The following is an 18,268-nucleotide window of genomic DNA, read 5'->3' as shown; positions in this document are numbered from 1 at the left end:
CTGAACCGGATCAAGCCCCAAGAGCGGACCGTAAAGCCGAGAGGCCCGGCGGGCCGCGTCAATAATGAGGAGTGAACCCAATGAAGCACCTGATCAAAACCGTCGCTGCCGCGTCTGTTCTGGCCTCTGCAGGCCTTTTCGCAGTCTCTGCGCAGCAAAGCCAGGAATTCACCTTTGCGGTGGACCGCGCTGAACTGACGTCCGAGCAAGCGGTTCGCGTGGCGTACCAGCGCCTCAACGTCGAAGCCCAGCGCTATTGCGAAGCCCTGGCGATCGAGTCCAGCGAGCAAGCCTATTGCCGCGCTGACGTCGTCGAGCATGTGGTGGGCGCCGTGTCCCATGAGGGTCTGAGCGATCTTCACATCGAGCGGACCCGTGAAGCCCGCTATGTGGCGGATCGCGGCTAACACCCGCACTGACCTTTCGGGCTGATCCTTCAGCACCGATCAAGACGGCCCGCCAGCGCAAGTTGGCGGGCCGTTTGTTTGGGACGGAGTGCTTGACGCTGTGTCCGGGCTCTTCAATGCTTGGCGTTCAGAGGGCAGGGTGCGCCTGCCTGTCATCTTTGAGCCGGAGCACCCCATGGACCACATCAAGTCCGCCATTCGCACCATTCCCGATTACCCCAAGCCCGGCATCATGTTCCGGGATGTGACCACGCTGCTGGGCGACGCTGGCGCCTTTCGCGCGGCGGTGGACGCCATGGTCTTTCCCCATGCGGGAAAGAAGATCGACAAGGTGGCGGGCATCGAGGCGCGCGGCTTTATTTTGGGCGGCGCCGTGGCGCACCAGCTCAGCGTCGGGTTTGTTCCGATCCGCAAGAAGGGCAAGCTGCCCCATGACACGCTCAGCCAGTCCTATGAGCTCGAATACGGCACCGACGAAGTCGAGATTCACAAGGATGCGATCCAGCCGGGCGAAACCGTGCTGATCGTGGATGATCTCATCGCGACAGGCGGCACCGCCGAGGCGGCCATCAAGCTGATCCGTGCAGCGGGCGGCGAGGTCGTGGGCTGTTCCTTCGTCATCGATCTGCCCGATATTGGCGGCGCAAAGCGGATCGAAAGCCATGGCGTGAAAGTGGCGAGCCTGGTGGCGTTCGAAGGCGACTAGGGCCTTTCGCAAGGACGATCATGAAAAAGCCCCAGAGCCTGGCTCCGGGGCTTTCTCTTTGAGGGTCTGCGTGCGCGGCTTACTCGATGAAGTCGCGTACATCCTGCGCCATCTGTTCGATGGAGGGCTGGTGCAGATACATCATGTGGCCAGCCGGATAATAGGTCAGCTCAATGCGATCCTGATCGTAATAGCCGGGGCGGTTGAAGGTCATCTCGGTGGCGAAGAACGGGGTCGCCAGGTCATAGATGCCATTCGTGGCGAGGACCCGCAGGTCCTGGTTCTGACGCATGGCGCGTTCCAGCCAGACGGACACGTTGACATAGTTGTTGCGTCCGCCGCCCGGACCGGCATCCCAGTTCCAGTCGCGCACGCCGCCCAGAGTGGTGTAGGGGCGGGTCAGGTCAACGCCGAGCACGCGGGTATAATAATCCATCATGGCGGCGGTGTAGGCGCCATCAATGCCATAGCCGGACGGATCGCCCTCGGGGCTGTCGGAAACGCCGATCGGCTCGACGCCGGTGAAGCGCGAGTCAAAGCGACCCACGGATAGCCCCTGGTCGCGCAGCAGCTCGGTACGGAACCGCGACAGAGTCACGCGCAGATCGGACCGGTCGATATACTGCTCGGACAGGCCGGTCAGCTCGCTCATGCGCGAGATCACCTCGGCCTTGCGCGCCGGATCGATGTCATGGCCTCGCACGAGCGCGGGCAGGTATTCGTCTGTGGCGAAGGCGCGGGCATCGTCCAGGAAGGCTTCGGAATCATTGTTCCAGGCCGCGCGGTCCACAAGGTTGTGGTGCCAGGCGGTCGCGGCATAGCCGGGAAGCAGGCCGACATAACCGATTTCATTGCCCGGATTGGTTGCGTCCAGACGGAAGTCCAGAACGACGGAAATCAGCACGACGCCATTGATCGAGACATCATTCCAGCCCGCTTCCAGCTGACGCATTAGCGCGCCGATCCGGGTGGTGCCATAGCTTTCACCCAGAAGGTATTTCGGCGAATTCCAGCGCTCGTGCTCGGTCAGCCATTTGCGAATGAAGGCGGCGACGGAGGCGGCGTCCTCATCCACGCCCCAGAACTCTTCCGCCGGGTCGGTATCGCCCAGGGCGCGGCTCCAGCCGGTGCCCACGGGATCGATGAAGACCAGGTCGGCTTCACCGAGCAGGGTTTCGGGATTGTCACGCAGATCGAACGGCGCGGCGCCATCATCGCGTGCGTCGCTGGGCAGGACCACGCGCTGCGGGCCGAATACGCCCATATGCAGCCAGAGCGAGGCCGAACCCGGGCCGCCATTGAAGATAAAGGCCACCGGACGGGTGCGCGGATCGGAGACGCCGTCGCGCAGATAGGTGGTGGAGAAGATCGAGCCGGTCGGCGTGCCGTCCTCGTCCTCGAGATAGGTTTCGCCCGCGATCACGCTATAGCGAATGCGCTCACCATCGGCGGTGATCTGACCGCTGGATTCCCAGCGTTGCGGTTCAGGAATCTCAGGCGTGTCGTCCTGAGCCAGCAGTGGGCTTGTGAGCATGAGCGCTGCGCTGAGCGCAGCCGCGGCAGTGCGGATCATCTCCGTCTCCTTTTCCCCAAGTCGCCTCGCGTCCCAACACAGAGGCCGGCGCGAGTGTTATAATGAAACGTTGTGAGGGCCGGGGCTTGGCCGGTCAAGTTCAGACATATGACTCCGCCCCAAATGCAAACCGCCCCCGTCCGGAGACGGGGGCGGCGGCAAGTGTGTCGCTCTAGTTTTCGAACGCGTTGATCAGCGTGCGAAGGTGGGCGCGGTGCGCCTTGGCTTCGCGAGAGCCGGTCAGGTCAGGCATCCAGTCCGGGCCGATCCAGCCCTTTACGTCCTGGATCGAGGCCAGAGCCGCCGAGCGGGCCACCGGGGAATAGTCGGTGTTGGCCGTAATGCCGATCAGGCTGCGCAGATACTCAACCTGCAGGTTCTGACGATAGGTGTTCGGCTCGCCGCGGATATCGTCGGCATAGACCATTTGGGTCAGGTCCTGCAGATAGTCCGCGACCGGGTAATCTCCGCCATACTGACGCGCATCATTCATGCGATCGAGCATGTTCGGGTGCAGCAGGTGAGCCATGACGGCGCGCTGCTGGGTGAACGCCCGATCGTGCAGGGCCGGGTCTTCATCGGTGCCAAAATGGTCGAAGAAGCGGCGCTGACGCTGCAGGTGGTCGAGATAGTCCTCTTCCGCCTCGAACGCGTCCGGGCCGAACAGGGCGGCGTCGAGCACTTCAAGCGCCTGTTCCTGCTTTTCGCGCGGGACCGGGATGAAGGGCGTTTCAGCGCCTGGCTGACCCACAACAGAGCGGTTGTTGTAGATCCCGCCAATGTGACGGCTGGCGACATTGGCCGCGCCGAAGCGTTGACCGGACAGCACCAGATAGCTGGTCAGAAGCGGCTGATAGGTCTCGCCCTCGATCTCGAACTGCTCGGGCAGGGTGCGCAGGGTGTCGTTGATCACCGACACGCGTTCGCCGGCCCAGGTCACCGGATCAGACGACAGGTCGTTGATCATGACGCGCGGGTCGGAGTGGATGCCCGGGCTGCGCAGGTCGTCGGCGTCATTGCCGAAAGCCAGGGCCGGATCGGTCGAGCGCTCCAGAATGGCCGGCAGGGCGTCCTCTTCCGGAGTGTAGCCATAGCTGATCGCCCAGATGTCGTACGGTCCCGGGATCTCTTGGGAGTACTGAACTGTCTCTTCGTCGTTATGCGGCAGGTTCAGCGCCGGATAATCCATGATGGAGCCGGTCACGCGTTCGCCATTGGCCAGCTCTTCCAGAGAGATGGTGGAGGTGGCGCGCATATTGTGCATCAGGCCCAGCGTGTGGCCGATCTCGTGGATGACGAGATAGTGCAGGGACTGACGGATCAGCTCGTCGATTTCGACGGTGGTTGCGCCCTGCGCCTGCAGCGTGGCGAGGCCCGCCAGGGTCTCCATTTGCAGGTGCTCGGCGAAATTGCACATGGCGCCGTGGGCGTCGTGATCATGCTCGACCACGGGCTCACCGGTCATCTCCGCCAGCTGGTCCGCCGGCAGCCACTGGCTCAGGCCGGCCACGTCAAACAGCTCGGAATAGCGGATGCGGTTCGTCAGGAAGACGTATTCCAGCATGATGTCCGCGCCCATGATCTCGCCGGTGCGCGGATGCGTGAAGCTCGGGCCATAGCCGCCGAAAGGCGGGGTCGGGGACGAGGTCCAGCGCAGGACATTATAGCGGATATCGCCGGCATCCCAGTCGGCATCGTCGGGCTGGACCCGCACTTCGATGGCGTTGGAGAACCCGGCCTCCTCAAAGGCGATGTTCCAGGTCAGGGCTGCGTCGCGAATGGTGTCGCGCAGCTCGACCGGGGTGGTGTTCTCGATCCACCACACGATCGGTTCGACCGGATCGGAGACCTCTGCGGTCGGGTCTTCCTTCACCAGACGCCAGCGATTGATGACGTCGTCATACGGCGTCACGGTGGTGTCGGTCAGATTGGTGACGCGCTGGCCGAAATACCCCACGCGGAAGTCATCGGCGCGCGGCTCATAGCCCTCTTCGGGCAGGGCCAGGAAGCTGTGCTGGACCGTCACGGCCACCGCACGGGCGTCCGTGATTTCAGCGCCGCCGCCATTGCGCGGGGAATCTTCGGTGTAGACGTACTCCACCACAACATCGGTGTTTTCAGGATAGTTGCGCACATCCAGGACGCGGGTCCGGTCACCGGACAGGCGACCCATGGAGAACGCATTCTCCGCGCCCGGTCCGCGCGGCGGGTTGGGCTTGATCTGGGACAGGTCCTCGCCGCTCAGAAGCGAGTCGATCTGGACCAGATAGCGCTCACCATTTTCTTCATCGCCTTCGGATTCAGCGGCGATGTCGAGCACGGCCAGCGGCGCGCGGGTGATATTGGCTTCCGAGGCGCGCGACAGGGCGTTGTCCTGGTCAAACGAGAAGCTGGTGTTTTCGGCGCTGATCTCGATCTCGCCGTAATGCTTGGCGAAGCTCAGGACCCGGTTGTCGCGGAACTGGCCGCGGAACAGGCCGGTGCGCGGCGCGCCATCCTCGGCATAGGTGAAATAGACAAACTCGTCATCGAGCTGGTCGGCAGCGATCTCCATGTAGAGATCACCGTTCTCCGGATTGCGATAGAGCGGAAACAATCCATCGATGGCTTCAAACTCTTCGGTGAAGCTTTCAATGGTTTCCGTTTCATCGTCTTCGCCCTCGTCTTGGGCGAATGCGGGCGCGCCCGCTGAAATGGCTGCGATGGCCGCTGCGAACCATAGGCTGCGAAACTGCGACATCTCCAAGCCCTCCCCTCTTGATTGCCGTACAAGTGTGACAAACTAGGCTGGACCACCGCCGAGAGCAAAGACGTGATCTCTTACAGTTTGGTCACAATTGTTCAGACCCCGGCATTTCGAATTGAAAACACGCGTCAGCGAGGCCTCATGAATTACCGTCACGCCTTTCACGCAGGCAATTTCGCCGATGTCCTCAAACACCTTGTCCTTGCGCAGTGCCTCGAGCATCTGGGCAAGAAAGCCAAGCCCTACCGCGTGATCGACACCCATGCGGGCGTCGGCGTCTATGACCTGACCGGGGACGAGGCGCGTCGCAGTCCGGAATGGAAAGCGGGTATTGGCCGCGTGCTCAACGCGGACATTCCCGGCGATCTCCATGATGCGCTCGCGCCCTATCTTGATGTCGTGCGGGCGATGAATGAGAGCGCATCGCTGACCGCTTATCCCGGATCGCCTGAAATCGCGGCGCGGCTCGCGCGTCAGGATGACCGCATCCATCTGTGTGAATTGCACAAGGATGATTCCGTCACACTGGATCAGCGTTATGCCCGCGATGCGCGGGTGAAGGTCCAGCCCATGGATGGTTATCGCGCCCTGCCGGGGCTTGTGCCGCCGCGGGAAAAGCGTGGTCTGGTCATGATCGATCCGCCCTTCGAGCATCGCGACGAGATGGCCTTCATGGCCCAGGCGGCCAAATCCGCCCTGGAGCGCTGGCCCACGGGCACCTTCATCTTCTGGCGCCCGCTCAAGGATCTGTGGGCCCAGGAACGCTTTGATGTGGGGCTCGCCGAATGGCTGATCGCCGATCAGGGGCTGGAGGGCGAGAAGCTCCTGCGCGCCGACATGTGGGTGCGCGAGCTGAGCGAGGAGGGCCCGCTGGCGGGCGCCGGCGTCGTGGTCGTGAACCCGCCCTTCCAGCTTGAGGAGCGTCTCCTGAAGCTATTGCCCTGGCTGACCGATCTGCTGGCGCAGGATGAGGGCGCAGGCTGGCGGCTTGATGGCTGCATTACCGATGACAGCCTGATGGTGGATGAGTTCTAGACCGCTTCAAGCGTCAGGCTCATTGGCTTCGCCCACGCCGAACAGCTTGCCCTTTTCGGTCCACAGGACAACGCCCAGGGCGATAGCGCCCAGCACGGTGAAACCCGCGGTGATGGGCAGCACGGTGCCGTCATAGGTCTGCCCTATGACAGAGCCCAGGACCGCTCCGGCCATGGCGGTCGAAGAGCCGTACAGGGCGGCGGTCGTGCCGGCGCGATCACCGGCGGGCTCCATGGAGAGGGCGGAGAAATTCGCCCCGATCATCGAGAACAGCATCAAGCCCGCCATCAGCAGAAGGAAATAGGCGAGGAAGGGCGGCTTGCCGAACAGTGCGAGCGTCATGTTCGCCCCGTTCACCAGCAGATAGGCGATCAGCGCACTGTGGGAGATACGCCGCATGCCCAGCTTCCGGACAATCTTGGCGTTGACGATATTGGCGCCGGCCAGCCCCAGGGCGATTACCGCGAAGGCGATGGGGAAGTACGGTCCCAGCTCATAAAGCTCGGCCAGCACCTGTTCAGATGTGGCGATAAAGGCGAACAGCGCGCCCATGATGAAGCAGGAGGCGGACAGATAACCCAGGGTGATGCGGTTGGACGCAGCCAGCGCGTAATTCCTGAGCGCCGAGCCCAGACGCAATTCAATACGCTTTTCCGGATGCAGGGTTTCAGGCAGGCGCGTCAGCATCCAGACCGCCAGGGCGCTCGCCATGACGAACAGGAAGATGAAGATCACCCGCCAGTCTCCGCCGAACAGGATCAGCTGACCGATGCTGGGCGCAAGGATGGGCGCCACGGTGAACACGGTCATGGCGAAGGACATGATTTCCGCCATGCGGCGACCGGAGACGAGATCGCGGACAATGGCGACCGCGATCACCCGGGTTGCGGCGGCGGCGATGCCCTGCAGGGCGCGTGCGGCGACCAGCGCCCAGAGCCCTTGCGACACCAGGCAAAGCACAGTCGCCGCCAGATAGGCCACCAGCGCAATCAGCAAGGTCTTGCGTCGGCCCATGGCGTCCGACAGCGGGCCGAACCCCAATTGCGCCAGGCCAAAGCCGAAGACGTAAGAGGTGATCACCAGCTGGCGGTCATTGCCCGGCGCGCCCAGGGCCTGCCCGATTTCGGCCAGGGCCGGGAGCAGGATGTCGATCGACAGGGCGTTCAGCGCCATCAGGCAGCCGACCATGGCGATCAGCTCACGCGTGGTGATCTGGGGGCGCAGGGGATCGGGAGATTGCAGGTGCTGCATCAGGGCCTCCTAAGCGCCTCCCGACCCCGTCACAGGTGGGACAGTCAGTATTCGGGGTCTTGGTCCCAGGGCCAGCCGGGCGGGTAATCCGCCGGAACCGCGCCTGGAAAGTCGGGGGTACGCTTCTCCAGGAAGCTTGTCACGCCCTCAGCCGCATCTGGCGACATGCCCCGATGAAGAATGGCGCGGCTTTCCAGACGATGCGCCTCCATGGGATGGCTCGCGCCCAGCATGCGCCACAACAGGCGACGGTTCATGGCGACCGAGACCGGCGCCGTGTCGCGAATAAAAAGATGCGCCCGTTCCAGCGCGCGCTCGAGCACGGCTTCGGGCGTGTCGTCCAATTCGCTGACGAGGCCACGCTCGTGGGCTTCCTCTGCGAGGAAGGTTCGACCCGACAGCCCCCAATCGAGCGCGGCTTCCACCCCCACCAGACGCGGCAGGAACCAGCTGGCGCACCCATCCCAGGCGATGCCGCGCTTGGTGAAGGGCAGGGCGAATTTCGCGCCCTTGAGCGCGACCCGCGCATCCATGGGCAGGATCATGGTCGCGCCTATGCCGACCGAGGCGCCATTGATGGCGGCGACGACGGGCTTTTCGCTGTCATAGATCCGAAGGTTCAAGCGCCCGCCGAAATCACGCCATTGCGGATCGGTGTCCACTAGCTCGCCCTCGGCCTGGGCGGTGGCGACGGCGTTGAAGGTTTCAGCGCCCAGCGACAGATCCGCTCCGGCGCAGAAGGCGCGGCCTTCGCCGGTCACGACCATGGCGCGCACGTCAGGATCAGCGTCCGAGCGGTCGAACGCGTCCGCCATCTCCTCGCCCATCTGGGTGGTGAAGGCGTTCATGGCGTCGGGCCGGTGAAGGGTCAGAAGGGCGATGCCGTCCTGAACCTCATAGCGGATGGTGGAATAGCTCATATCACTCCCCGGATGTGTTTTTCCGGGGAGCTTAAGCGCTTAATGCTGGTCCGTCAGCTCTTGCGTGAGGCTTCTAGACGTTGAATTTGAACAGCATGACGTCGCCATCCTGGACGACATATTCCTTGCCTTCCTGGCGCAGCTTGCCCGCTTCGCGCGCGCCGCTTTCCCCGCCATTGGCCACATACTCGTCATAGGCGATGGTTTCGGCGCGAATGAAGCCGCGTTCGAAATCGCCATGGATGACGCCGGCCGCCTTGGGGGCGGTCCAGCCCTTGCGGATGGTCCAGGCGCGGGCCTCTTTCGGGCCAGCAGTGAAATAGGTCTGCAGGTCCAGCAGCGTATAGCCGACGTGGATCAGGCGATCGAGGCCGGGTTCTTCAAGGCCGATCTCGTTGAGATATTCCTCGCGCTCGTCATCTTCCAGAAGCGCCAGTTCGGACTCGATCTTGGCGGAGATCACGACACAGGCTGCGCCTTCCTGGCTGGCGCGCTCTTCGACCACCTTGGAGAATTCATTGCCCGTTCCGGCGCTGTCCTCGTCCACATTGGCCACGAACATCACCGGTTTGGAGGTCAGGAGCTGGAGCATCTTCCACTCCTTGGCCATGTCCTCGGGCACGTCGGCGCGCCGGGCCGGGCGGCCTTCGCGCAGTTCAGCCAGCGCCAGGTCCACCAGCTCGATGGTGGCTTTCGCCTCCTTGTCGCCGGACTTGGCTTTTTTCTCGAGGTTGGCGCGGCGCTTTTCGAGGCTCTCCATGTCCGCGAGCATCAGCTCGGTCTCCACGGTCTCGAAATCGGCCAGCGGGTCGATCTTGCCCGCCACGTGGGTGATGTCGCCGTCTTCAAAGCAGCGCAGCACATACAAGATGGCGTCGGTCTCGCGGATATTGGCGAGGAACTGATTGCCGAGGCCTTCGCCCTGCGACGCGCCTTTCACCAGCCCGGCGATGTCGACGAAGTTCATGCGCGCCGGAATGACATTCGCGGAGCCGGCGATTTCAGCGAGCTTGGTCAGGCGCGGTTCGGGCACCGCCACTTCGCCGACATTGGGTTCAATGGTGCAGAACGGATAGTTCGCCGCCTGGGCCGCCGCCGTCTGGGTCAGCGCGTTGAACAGGGTGGATTTGCCCACATTCGGCAGACCGACAATCCCGCATTTGAAACCCATGGCGCACGCCTCCTGCTCATCCTTGCCGCGACCGGCTCGCTTTGGCGGGCCGTATAGGCCGGATGCGCCTGTGAGGAAAGGGGGGCGGGCAGACGGGGACGGGTCAGGCCGCGTTCACCGCTTCGAGGAAGCCGTCGATGCGGCTGGACAGATTGTCGGAGTTGGTGCGCAGCTCTTTGGCCATTTCGGCGATCTGTTTGGCGGCGGCGACGGCGTTCTCCGCGCCTTGGCGGACCAGAACGCTGTCTTCGTCCACGGTCTGGGTTTTCTGCGCCGCGGTCTGGGCGGTGCCGGAAATCTCGGCCACAGCCGCGGTCTGTTGCTCGACTGCTGACGCGCTTTCAGCGGAAGCGGCATCGATCTCGCTGATCTCCTCGACGATTGCGGCCGCGGTCTTGGAAGCGTCCTGCACGCTCGCTTCAAAGCGGGAGATGCGTTCGCCAATGGTCTCGGTGAGCTTTGTGGTCTGGGTGGAGAGCGCTTTGACTTCGCTGGCGACCACGGCAAAGCCCTTGCCCGCTTCGCCTGCGCGGGCCGCCTCGATGGTGGCGTTCAGCGCCAGAAGATTGGTCTGCTCGGCGACCGCATTGATGCCGGAAATGATCTCGACCATGTCGGCCAGGGCCGAGGCCATCTCGTTCATGCTGGCCTGGCTTTCTTGCGTGCGCTCCGCCGTACGGCGGGTCAGCTTGGACACGCGATCGGCGGATCCGCGCACTTCATTGATCGACACATTCAGCTCTTCGGTGGCCGCCGCCATGGTCTGAACGCCATTGCTGGCCTCGCGCGCCGCCTCGTTCATGGAAGAGGCGCGGCTCTGGCCGTCCTCAGCGGCGCTGCGCGAGGTCTCGGCGGCGTGAACCACTTGCTCCAACAGGGATTCCACGGCGCGCAAGGTCTGACCCGCGCCGGTCTTGAAGGTCTCGATCTCGGCCTGGAGCCGCTGGGCGCGTTCGGCTTCGGAGGCCTTGCGCGACAGCTCGCCCGCCGAGGCGGCTTCCGCGTCCCGCAGCTGAGCGGTCATGTGATTGAGCGCCTTGGAAATGCGCCCGATCTCGTCATTGCGCGCATCCAGGCTCTCATCGGTGCTGCGATCACCTTCCGAGACCGCATCCATGCGCGCTGCGAGGTCGAGCATGGGCTTGAACATGCGCTGGATGACCGGCCAGGCCGCGGCGGCGGTGATCCCGCCTGCAATGGCGGTGGCCAGCAAGAAGCCCTGCCATCCCGCTCCCAGAGCCGCGTAGATCGCGGTCTTCAACATGACGCCGAAGGTCATCAATCCCAGAAAAACCAGAATGAAGCGAACGGAAAGCGGTAGGGCGGGCATGCGGCATCTCATCAGCTTGGACTAATACGCTGATGCGGCCCGTTCGGTTAATTCCCCCCTAATGGATGTGGCTAAAGCCACACCCACCAGAGGGGTATCGGGTGAATAGTCTTATGCTTAGGCGGCGCGGACCGACTTCAGGAAGTCATTGATGGTCTGCGACATGGAGGAGGCGCTGGATTCCAGCTCCTCGCATAATGCGGCGATCTGTTCGGCATTGGTCACGGACTGTTCCGCGCCCTGCATGACCGTGCTGGTCTCTTCATCCACCAGGCCCGTGCGCTCTGCGGCGGTTTGGGCGGACCGGCTGATTTCGGACACGGCCGCGGTCTGCTGTTCAACGGCCGAGGCGCTTTCCGAAGAGGCCTGATCGATCTGGATCATGGCGTCGGCCACGCTGTCGGTCGCCTGTCCCGCTTCATCGACGAGGGATTTAAAGTTCTGAATGCGGGCGTTGATGGTCTCGGTCAGCTTGGTGGTCTGTTCGGCCAGCGCCTTGACCTCGCTGGCGACCACCGCGAAGCCCTTGCCGGCTTCGCCCGCGCGCGCCGCTTCGATGGTGGCGTTCAGCGCCAGCAGGTTGGTCTGTTCGGCGACGGCATCAATGCCGGCGATGATCTCGGTCATGCCGCTCAGGGATTCGCTGATGTCTTCCATCTTGGCGCGGCTCTGCTGGGTCTGGCCCGCCGAAGCGGACGTCAGTTCCGCAACCCGAGCCGCAGACCCCCGCAATTCCCCGATCGAGGCGTTCAGCTCTTCGGTTGATGCGGCCATGGTCTGCACGCCGGCGCTGGCGGCCTGGGCCGCTTCGCTGACCTTGATCAGACGGTCCCGGCTTTCCACGGAGGTCGCGCGGGTGGCGTCGGCCGAGGCATGCACTTCGCGCGCCGCTTCGATCACTGCGCCGAGCACCTTGTGAGCGGCAGTCTCGAACTTGGAGATTTCCTCCGCCAGGCGTTTGGCGCGTTTGGCTTCGGTCGCCTGGTTGTCGAGCTCGGCCTTGCGCAGGGCTTCGGCGTCCTGAAGCTTGCCGCACAGATCACGCACGGCTTTGGCGATGCGTCCGATCTCGTCCTTGCGGTTGAGATGTTGATGGTTCGGCGCGTAATTGCCGCTGGCCACTTCATCAATGGTGCCGGCGACCGTGTGCAAGGGCGACAGCGCCCGGCGGCTGACCCAGAAGCCGACCCCGCCGGCGATCGCCAGCGCCATCAGCGCCAGCAGGCCGGTGATCATCAGAACCTGGTTGCGCGTGGCGATGATCGCGGCTTTCTCGACGCCCACATACAGGATGCCGATGGTCTCCCCCTCGGGCGTGAAGACCGGCTGGTAGGCGGTGAAATAGTCCTTGCCCAGGATCGTGGCTTCGCCGCGGAACCCCTGGCCCGCCATCATCGAGTCATACACTGCGCCCTGGCCGAGCGGGGTGCCGACGGCGCGATTGCCATCGGGTTTGACGATATTCGTGGTGCGGCGGAAGAAGTCGCGCTCCGCCTCTGACCAGATGAACAAGGTGGCGGTCTGGCCGGTTTGCTGACCGATGGAGTCGATCATCTCGTGCGAGCTGAACTCGGGCAGGGCGGGCGCGACAAGCCGTGAGATATCGCCCTGGCTATCGTAGCTGATTTCAAGTTCGGGCAGGCGCGTGGTCTTCAAGGTCGCGGCCGCCACCCGCAAGTTCATTTCCTGAGCTTCAGACGCAGAGCGGGAAATCGAATTGTTGATCACCCATCCTGACGAAACCGCCGTCAGCAAGATCCCGATGGCGACGAGCCCCAAGATCAGGGCGACGAGCCGTGTAACAAGAGAGTTGGACATCAAAATCCCCATGTATGGACCGCACCCACGAACTCATGAGTGTGCCTAACAAAAGCTGAAAAAGTCTCCGGCAAAGGCGTTAACAAAGAAAATGTGATCTGGTTGTGTGGTGTTGCGTGGCTTTTGGCCTTATATGCCGCGCTCCTGTTGCTGTTCGTCGTCGGCCTTGAACCGGCGAGGGAGAGGATGATGACCACACTGATTTCCAACGCGCCGCGCACTGATGCGGGCGCGCCTACGCCTGACATGCCGGCGCCGACCCTTGATGAAGCGCGCGTGGACGCGCTGATGGCCGAATACGGGCTGACGGGCGAATTTCTCAATCTGGGCGGCGAGCCTTCCGACCATCGCGTGGTGGCGGCCATGTCCGGCGGCGTGGACAGCTCTGTCGTGGCGGCGGTGCTGCATCGTGCGGGCTATCAGGTCGTGGGCATGACCTTGCAGCTCTATGACCATGGCGAGGCCGTGCACCGCAAGGGCGCGTGCTGTGCGGGTCAGGACATCCATGACGCTCGCCGCGTGGCCGAAGCCATGGGGTTCGCCCATTATGTGCTCGACTATGAAACCCGGTTCCGCGAGGCGGTGATCGAGGATTTCGCCGACACCTATCTGGCGGGCTTCACGCCGATCCCGTGCGTGCGCTGCAACCAGTCAGTCAAGTTTGCCGACCTGCTGGCGACCTCCAAACAACTGGGCGCGGATTGCCTTGTCACGGGCCATTACATCCAGCGCACGATGAACGGCAACCGGCCCGAGCTGCGTCGCGCGGCGGATGCGGGCAAGGACCAGTCCTATTTCCTGTTCGCCACCACTGAGGAGCAGCTTGATTATCTGCGCTTCCCGCTAGGGCATCTGAACAAGGAACAGACCCGCGAGCTAGCAGCCGCGCTGGGGCTGATCGTGGCGGCCAAGCCCGACAGCCAGGATATCTGCTTTGTCCCGGACGGCGACTATGCCTCGGTGGTGGAGAAAGTGCGTCCCGGCGCCTCCCGCCCCGGCGAAATCGTGCATCTTGATGGCCGCGTGATGGGCCAGCATGAGGGGGTGTTGCGCTATACGGTCGGCCAGCGTCGCGGACTGGGCATCGCCACCGGCGAACCGCTGTACGTGGTGCGTCTGGATGCGGAAGCCGCGCAAGTGATCGTGGGGCCGCGCGAGGCGCTGAAAGTGCGCAGGATCGCGCTGCATGACGTGAACTGGATCGGCGATGGCGATCTCGACGAGGCTGACGGTCTGACAGTCGGGATCAAGGTGCGCTCCACCCGTCCGCCCAAACCGGCTGTGCTGGAAGTCAGCGAGACCGGCGTCTTTGTGCTTCTGGAAGCGGGTGAAGAGGGCGTCGCGCCGGGCCAGGCCTGCGTGTTCTATTCCCATCCCGATCATGATCGGGTGCTGGGCGGCGGTTGGATCAGGGCGACGGCTTAGCCCGACCCCGCTTTCCAGCCGATCACCACAAGCCAGTGCAGGATGATGGCGGGCCACAAACTGCCCGAAAGATGGGTGAGGGCCGTACACAAGGCGCCCAGAATGGCGACGAGCAAGAGAAAAGCAGGCTCGGTGAAAACCGGTTGCGCCATCGGCAGGCCGAGCCAGACCTGCACTGGATGCCACAGTACGAACCCGGCGAGCGACAGGAGGGCGAGACTCCAGTCCTTGGAGCGACTCACGGCCCGGGGTTGAAGCGCGCCCCTGAAGACCAGCTCCTCTCCCAGAGCGGGTGCAAAGAATGCAATCACTGCCAGAAGTAGAAATGCATCCGGATCATTCCGCAATCCGGGCAGGCTCATAGACAGGTGAATAGGGCTCATAAGTATGTGAATTGCGAGGGCGCACGACAGGAAAACCCCGACCGCGCCTAGCAATTGAGCCAGGCTTTTGCGATCCGGCCATCGCCTCAGCCGGACTGCTGCGTATGCGAGCAGACTTGACGCGGTGCGAAACAAGGCCTTTCTCTCCCCCTCAATGACCGGCCGCCGAGCCGGCCGCAATAATGATAGGAGACGGACAATGAGTGCCGAAGATCCGATTGTCATCGTTGGCATGGCGCGCACCCCGATGGGCGGCCTGATGGGCGAACTGGCGGCGCTGTCCGCCAATGAGCTGGGCGCGGAAGCGGTCAAGGCCGCCCTCGCCGAAGCCGGCGTCGCGGGCGATGATGTGGACCTCATCTATATGGGCAATGTGCTCAGCGCCGGTCAGGGCCAGGCCCCGGCTCGCCAGGCGGCCATCAAGGGCGGTCTGCCCAAATCGGTCGAGGCGACCACGCTGAACAAGATGTGCGGTTCGGGCATGCAGGCGGCCATCATGGGTCGCGCCTCCATCGCCTCGGGCGATGCCTCGGTGATCGTGGCGGGCGGCATGGAATCCATGACCAATGCGCCGCACCTGCTGCCGAACCACCGCACGGGCTTCAAATACGGTCACGACACCATCAAGGACCATATGGCCCAGGACGGTCTCGAAGACGCCTATGAAGGCAACGCCATGGGCGTGTTCGCCGACATGATCGCACGTGAGCACCAGTTCACTCGTGAAGACCAGGACGCCTATGCGCTGGAAACCCTGGCGCGCGCCACGCGGGCGACCGAAAAGGGCGATTTCAAGCGCGAGATCACCCCGGTCACGATCAAGGGCCGCAAGGGCGATGTGACGGTCGAGACCGACGAGCTGCCCCGCAAGGCGCGTCCGGAAAAGATCCCGAGCCTGAAGCCGGCTTTCGGCAAGGACGGCACGGTGACGGCCGCGAACGCCTCGGCCATTTCCGACGGCGCGGCTGCGCTGGTCATGATGCGCCAGAGCGAAGCGGAACGCCGTGGCCTGAAGCCGCTGGCGAAGATCGTCGCCACGGCGGCGCACGCCCATGAGCCGGCCTACTTCACCACCGCGCCGGTTCCGGCCATGCGCAAGGTGCTCGAGAAGGCGGGCTGGACCAAGGATGATGTGGATCTTTGGGAAATCAACGAAGCCTTTGCCGTGGTTCCGATGATCGCGATGAAAGAGCTGGGCCTCAGCCATGACGTCGTGAACGTCAATGGCGGCGCCTGTGCGCTGGGTCACCCGATCGGCGCGTCCGGCGCCCGCATCATGGTCACCCTCATTGCGGCGCTCGAGAGCCAGGGCAAGACCAAGGGCGTGGCGTCGCTGTGCATTGGCGGCGGCGAAGCGACGGCGGTCGCCATCGAACGCCTGAACTGATCAGCGCTGATCTGCTGAACGTCAAAGCCCCGGCTGTCAGGCCGGGGCTTTTTCATGTCAGTCCAGATAGAAGATATCATCCGTGTCATCGGGCGGCTTGGAGTCCTTTGGCCGTGGGATCAGCGAGGGTAACGGGTCCTCGATCGAGGCGCGCAGGCCCACCGTCATCAGCGCCATTTCCCAGTTCACGCAGTATTGCGACAGCGCGCCAGCCCTCTGGGCCGCCTGGGCGAGCTGGCGGGCGGCATGGGAGCCGCGTGAATGCGCCAGCCAGGCGATGGGCAGGCCATGGGGCGTATAAGCGTCCACGCCCTTCAAGAACCCCATCCAGTCCTGTTTGGGGTCATAGCCGTCCAGTTTTCTGAAATCGATGATCGCGCCCTGAATGCGGTCCGCCTGGACCCGATGCTGGAGGGTCTGCAGATTGCCCATGGCGCCATGAATGGTCTCGACGCCGCCCACCGCCAGATACCAGATGCGCGGACGGCGTGCGATCAGCATGTCAGACAGGTTGGTGCGCATGAGGGAGTCCCTGCAGCATAACGGGATATCCCGAGCTTGGCGGGGTAACGCTTACGTTTCCTGAATCATCTGGACTGAGATTATAAGCGGCTATGGCGGGTTTCCGGTCCGCAAGCGCAGGGGTGGCGCTTGAGCGCGCCCGCGCCATCCGTGCTGAGATGGCCCATCTGGACAACAGGATCGGGGCGGCTGACGCCCGCCTTCAAGGGCGCGCCAAGGCGTGTTCCTTCAACGCAGAACGAAGATTTATGATGCGGTGCAGCATGGCTTTGTCCGCTGCGCGTCGCTTGCCAAACCCGTCTCAGATCGCTACCTCGCAGCCCGAAAAGCCTTGTGTGGCTTGAAGAAACGTACGGACAAAGCATGTCGAACGGCCAATCCCGCTTCCATGTTCCGACCCCGCCTTATCGGCCGGGGGACGAGCCCGATTTCACCCATCTCGACCTTCAGAAAGCCGGCGCGGCGCCGCGCCCGGATCCGGCGGTCGGCTGGGAAGAGACCCGCGATCTGGCCACCGGCCTTGTGGGCGTTCTCGACCATAACCACCAGGCGGTCGGGGCGTGGAACCCCGAGCTCAGCGCGGAAGTCCTTCGTGAGGGGCTGAGCCATATGGTGCTCACCCGCATTTATGACGAGCGCATGCTGAAGCTACAGCGCCAGGGCAAGATGAGCTTCTACATGAAGTCCACGGGCGAGGAGGCGGTCGCCGTCGCCGCGGCCATGGCGCTCAAGCCCACCGACATGGTGTTCCCCAGCTATCGCCAGCAGGGCATCCTGTTTGCGCGCGGGCGCAACATCGTGGACATGATGTGCCATTGCATCTCCAACAGCCGCGACAACCTCAAGGGCCGTCAGCTGCCGGTGCACTACACCTGGGCGGAAGGCAGCTTCTTCACCATCTCGGGCAATCTGGGCACGCAGTTTCCCCAGGCCGCCGGCTACGCCATGGCCTGCGCCTACAAGGGCGAGGATCAGATCGCTGCGAGCTGGATCGGAGACGGCACCACGGCCGAAGGCGATTTCCACGCCGGCCTGACCCTGGCCTCCACCTATCGCGCGCCGGTCATCTTCAACGTGGTGAACAACCAGTGGGCCATTTCCTCCAACCAGAACATCGCCCGCGGCGATGCGCCGACCTTTGCGGCGAAAGGGCTGGGCTACGGCCTCGCCTCGATCCGGGCGGACGGCAATGACTTCCTGGCCGTGTACGCCGCGACCCAGTGGGCCGCCGAGCGCGCGCGCCAGGGCAAGGGCGCCACGCTGCTGGAGCTGTTCACCTATCGCGGGGATGCGCACTCCACATCGGACGATCCGACCAAGTATCGCCCCAAGACCGAATTTGACCGCTGGCCGCTGGGCGATCCCATCGAACGCCTCAAACAGCATCTGATCGGCAAGGATGAGTGGGACGAAGACCGTCACGCCAAGCTTGAAGAGCAGATGACCGCGCTGGTGGTGAAATCCTACAAGGAAGCGGAAAGCCACGGCACGCTCCATGAGGGGCCGCTCAGCCCCACCGAAAGCATTTTCGAGGACGTGTACGCCAAGCCCGACTGGCGCCTGCGCCGTCAACGCCAGGATCTGGGGGTTTAAT

At 63.6% G+C, this 18,268-nt stretch carries 15 protein-coding genes; 6 read left to right on the top strand and 9 right to left on the bottom strand.

All coding sequences use genetic code 11. The annotated features are described in order from the left end of the window. Positions 1–80: 80 nt before the first annotated feature. Both RBA95_RS12870 and RBA95_RS12865 read left to right on the top strand, forming a co-directional pair. On the top strand, positions 81–407 hold the full coding sequence (locus tag RBA95_RS12870) for a UrcA family protein (protein WP_306017274.1): 327 nt from the start codon (positions 81–83) through the stop codon (positions 405–407). A gap of 175 nt (positions 408–582) precedes the next feature. Then, positions 583–1,113, top strand: a complete 531-nt coding sequence (locus tag RBA95_RS12865; protein WP_306017273.1) for an adenine phosphoribosyltransferase — start codon at positions 583–585, stop codon at positions 1,111–1,113. A gap of 79 nt (positions 1,114–1,192) precedes the next feature. On the opposite strand, the gene RBA95_RS12860 is transcribed toward RBA95_RS12865, so the two are convergent. Together RBA95_RS12860 and RBA95_RS12855 are read right to left on the bottom strand one after the other, a co-directional pair. After that, positions 1,193–2,686, bottom strand: coding sequence for a S10 family peptidase (locus RBA95_RS12860; protein ID WP_306017272.1), 1,494 nt, complete (start codon positions 2,684–2,686; stop codon positions 1,193–1,195). A gap of 172 nt (positions 2,687–2,858) precedes the next feature. Then, a complete protein-coding gene (locus tag RBA95_RS12855; RefSeq protein WP_306017271.1) occupies positions 2,859–5,426 on the bottom strand; it encodes a zinc-dependent metalloprotease in 2,568 nt (855 codons plus the stop codon). Between the two features lie 147 nt (positions 5,427–5,573). Between RBA95_RS12855 and RBA95_RS12850 the strand changes: the two genes are divergently transcribed. Further along, complete coding sequence (locus RBA95_RS12850; protein ID WP_306017270.1) at positions 5,574–6,467, top strand: 23S rRNA (adenine(2030)-N(6))-methyltransferase RlmJ; 894 nt, start codon at positions 5,574–5,576, stop codon at positions 6,465–6,467. A gap of 6 nt (positions 6,468–6,473) precedes the next feature. Here the strand turns inward: RBA95_RS12850 and RBA95_RS12845 are convergent, their stop codons facing one another. From RBA95_RS12845 to RBA95_RS12825, 5 genes are all read right to left on the bottom strand, one after another. Beyond that, positions 6,474–7,718 carry a multidrug effflux MFS transporter gene (locus tag RBA95_RS12845; RefSeq protein ID WP_306017269.1) on the bottom strand — a complete coding sequence of 415 codons (1,245 nt, stop codon included), beginning with the start codon at positions 7,716–7,718 and terminating at the stop codon, positions 6,474–6,476. Between the two features lie 44 nt (positions 7,719–7,762). After that, entirely contained in the window at positions 7,763–8,638 is an 876-nt protein-coding gene (locus RBA95_RS12840; protein WP_306017268.1) for an enoyl-CoA hydratase-related protein, read from the bottom strand. A gap of 73 nt (positions 8,639–8,711) precedes the next feature. Continuing rightward, a complete protein-coding gene (ychF, locus tag RBA95_RS12835) occupies positions 8,712–9,809 on the bottom strand; it encodes a redox-regulated ATPase YchF (RefSeq protein ID WP_306017267.1) in 1,098 nt (365 codons plus the stop codon). Positions 9,810–9,912: 103 nt separating this feature from the next. After that, positions 9,913–11,139 (bottom strand): methyl-accepting chemotaxis protein, encoded by a 1,227-nt coding sequence (locus RBA95_RS12830; RefSeq protein ID WP_306017266.1) that lies wholly within the window; start codon positions 11,137–11,139, stop codon positions 9,913–9,915. Positions 11,140–11,256: 117 nt separating this feature from the next. Next, on the bottom strand, positions 11,257–12,957 hold the full coding sequence (locus RBA95_RS12825; protein WP_306017265.1) for a methyl-accepting chemotaxis protein: 1,701 nt from the start codon (positions 12,955–12,957) through the stop codon (positions 11,257–11,259). Between the two features lie 288 nt (positions 12,958–13,245). Between RBA95_RS12825 and mnmA the strand changes: the two genes are divergently transcribed. Then, the gene (mnmA, locus tag RBA95_RS12820; RefSeq protein WP_371933615.1) at positions 13,246–14,382 is read left to right on the top strand and encodes a tRNA 2-thiouridine(34) synthase MnmA; all 1,137 of its coding nucleotides are present in this window, start codon (positions 13,246–13,248) and stop codon (positions 14,380–14,382) included. Here mnmA and RBA95_RS12815 read toward each other — a convergent pair. Further along, positions 14,379–14,765: a type II CAAX prenyl endopeptidase Rce1 family protein gene (locus RBA95_RS12815; RefSeq protein WP_306017263.1), complete on the bottom strand. Its 387-nt coding sequence runs from the start codon at positions 14,763–14,765 to the stop codon at positions 14,379–14,381. The two genes, mnmA and RBA95_RS12815, sit on opposite strands and share 4 nt — an antisense overlap. 199 nt (positions 14,766–14,964) lie before the next feature. Here RBA95_RS12815 and RBA95_RS12810 point away from each other — a divergent pair, with 199 nt between their 5' ends. Then, positions 14,965–16,152: a thiolase family protein gene (locus RBA95_RS12810; RefSeq protein WP_306017262.1), complete on the top strand. Its 1,188-nt coding sequence runs from the start codon at positions 14,965–14,967 to the stop codon at positions 16,150–16,152. Positions 16,153–16,209: 57 nt separating this feature from the next. Here the strand turns inward: RBA95_RS12810 and RBA95_RS12805 are convergent, their stop codons facing one another. Next, positions 16,210–16,674, bottom strand: a complete 465-nt coding sequence (locus RBA95_RS12805) for a hypothetical protein (RefSeq protein ID WP_306017261.1) — start codon at positions 16,672–16,674, stop codon at positions 16,210–16,212. Positions 16,675–17,037: 363 nt separating this feature from the next. Between RBA95_RS12805 and RBA95_RS12800 the strand changes: the two genes are divergently transcribed. Then, on the top strand, positions 17,038–18,267 hold the full coding sequence (locus RBA95_RS12800) for a thiamine pyrophosphate-dependent enzyme (protein ID WP_306017260.1): 1,230 nt from the start codon (positions 17,038–17,040) through the stop codon (positions 18,265–18,267). Position 18,268 lies beyond the last annotated feature (1 nt).

Origin of the sequence: Oceanicaulis sp. MMSF_3324, from assembly GCF_030733545.1 — a bacterium.
GTDB lineage: Bacteria > Pseudomonadota > Alphaproteobacteria > Caulobacterales > Maricaulaceae > Oceanicaulis.
This window is presented reverse-complemented; position numbering and strand designations above follow the sequence as displayed.

Excerpts from the sequence above, each read along its gene's own strand:
- RBA95_RS12830 (WP_306017266.1), bottom strand. The coding sequence starts at position 11,139 with ATGCCCGCCCTACCGCTTTCCGTTCGCTTCATTCTGGTTTTTCTGGGA.
- RBA95_RS12840 (WP_306017268.1), bottom strand. The coding sequence starts at position 8,638 with ATGAGCTATTCCACCATCCGCTATGAGGTTCAGGACGGCATCGCCCTT.
- RBA95_RS12850 (WP_306017270.1), top strand. The coding sequence starts at position 5,574 with ATGAATTACCGTCACGCCTTTCACGCAGGCAATTTCGCCGATGTCCTC.
- RBA95_RS12825 (WP_306017265.1), bottom strand. The coding sequence starts at position 12,957 with ATGTCCAACTCTCTTGTTACACGGCTCGTCGCCCTGATCTTGGGGCTC.
- RBA95_RS12865 (WP_306017273.1), top strand. The coding sequence starts at position 583 with ATGGACCACATCAAGTCCGCCATTCGCACCATTCCCGATTACCCCAAG.
- ychF (WP_306017267.1), bottom strand. The coding sequence starts at position 9,809 with ATGGGTTTCAAATGCGGGATTGTCGGTCTGCCGAATGTGGGCAAATCC.
- RBA95_RS12860 (WP_306017272.1), bottom strand. The coding sequence starts at position 2,686 with ATGATCCGCACTGCCGCGGCTGCGCTCAGCGCAGCGCTCATGCTCACA.
- RBA95_RS12810 (WP_306017262.1), top strand. The coding sequence starts at position 14,965 with ATGAGTGCCGAAGATCCGATTGTCATCGTTGGCATGGCGCGCACCCCG.
- RBA95_RS12870 (WP_306017274.1), top strand. The coding sequence starts at position 81 with ATGAAGCACCTGATCAAAACCGTCGCTGCCGCGTCTGTTCTGGCCTCT.
- RBA95_RS12805 (WP_306017261.1), bottom strand. The coding sequence starts at position 16,674 with ATGCGCACCAACCTGTCTGACATGCTGATCGCACGCCGTCCGCGCATC.
- RBA95_RS12855 (WP_306017271.1), bottom strand. The coding sequence starts at position 5,426 with ATGTCGCAGTTTCGCAGCCTATGGTTCGCAGCGGCCATCGCAGCCATT.
- RBA95_RS12845 (WP_306017269.1), bottom strand. The coding sequence starts at position 7,718 with ATGCAGCACCTGCAATCTCCCGATCCCCTGCGCCCCCAGATCACCACG.
- RBA95_RS12815 (WP_306017263.1), bottom strand. The coding sequence starts at position 14,765 with ATGAGCCCTATTCACCTGTCTATGAGCCTGCCCGGATTGCGGAATGAT.
- RBA95_RS12800 (WP_306017260.1), top strand. The coding sequence starts at position 17,038 with ATGTCGAACGGCCAATCCCGCTTCCATGTTCCGACCCCGCCTTATCGG.
- mnmA (WP_371933615.1), top strand. The coding sequence starts at position 13,246 with ATGGCCGAATACGGGCTGACGGGCGAATTTCTCAATCTGGGCGGCGAG.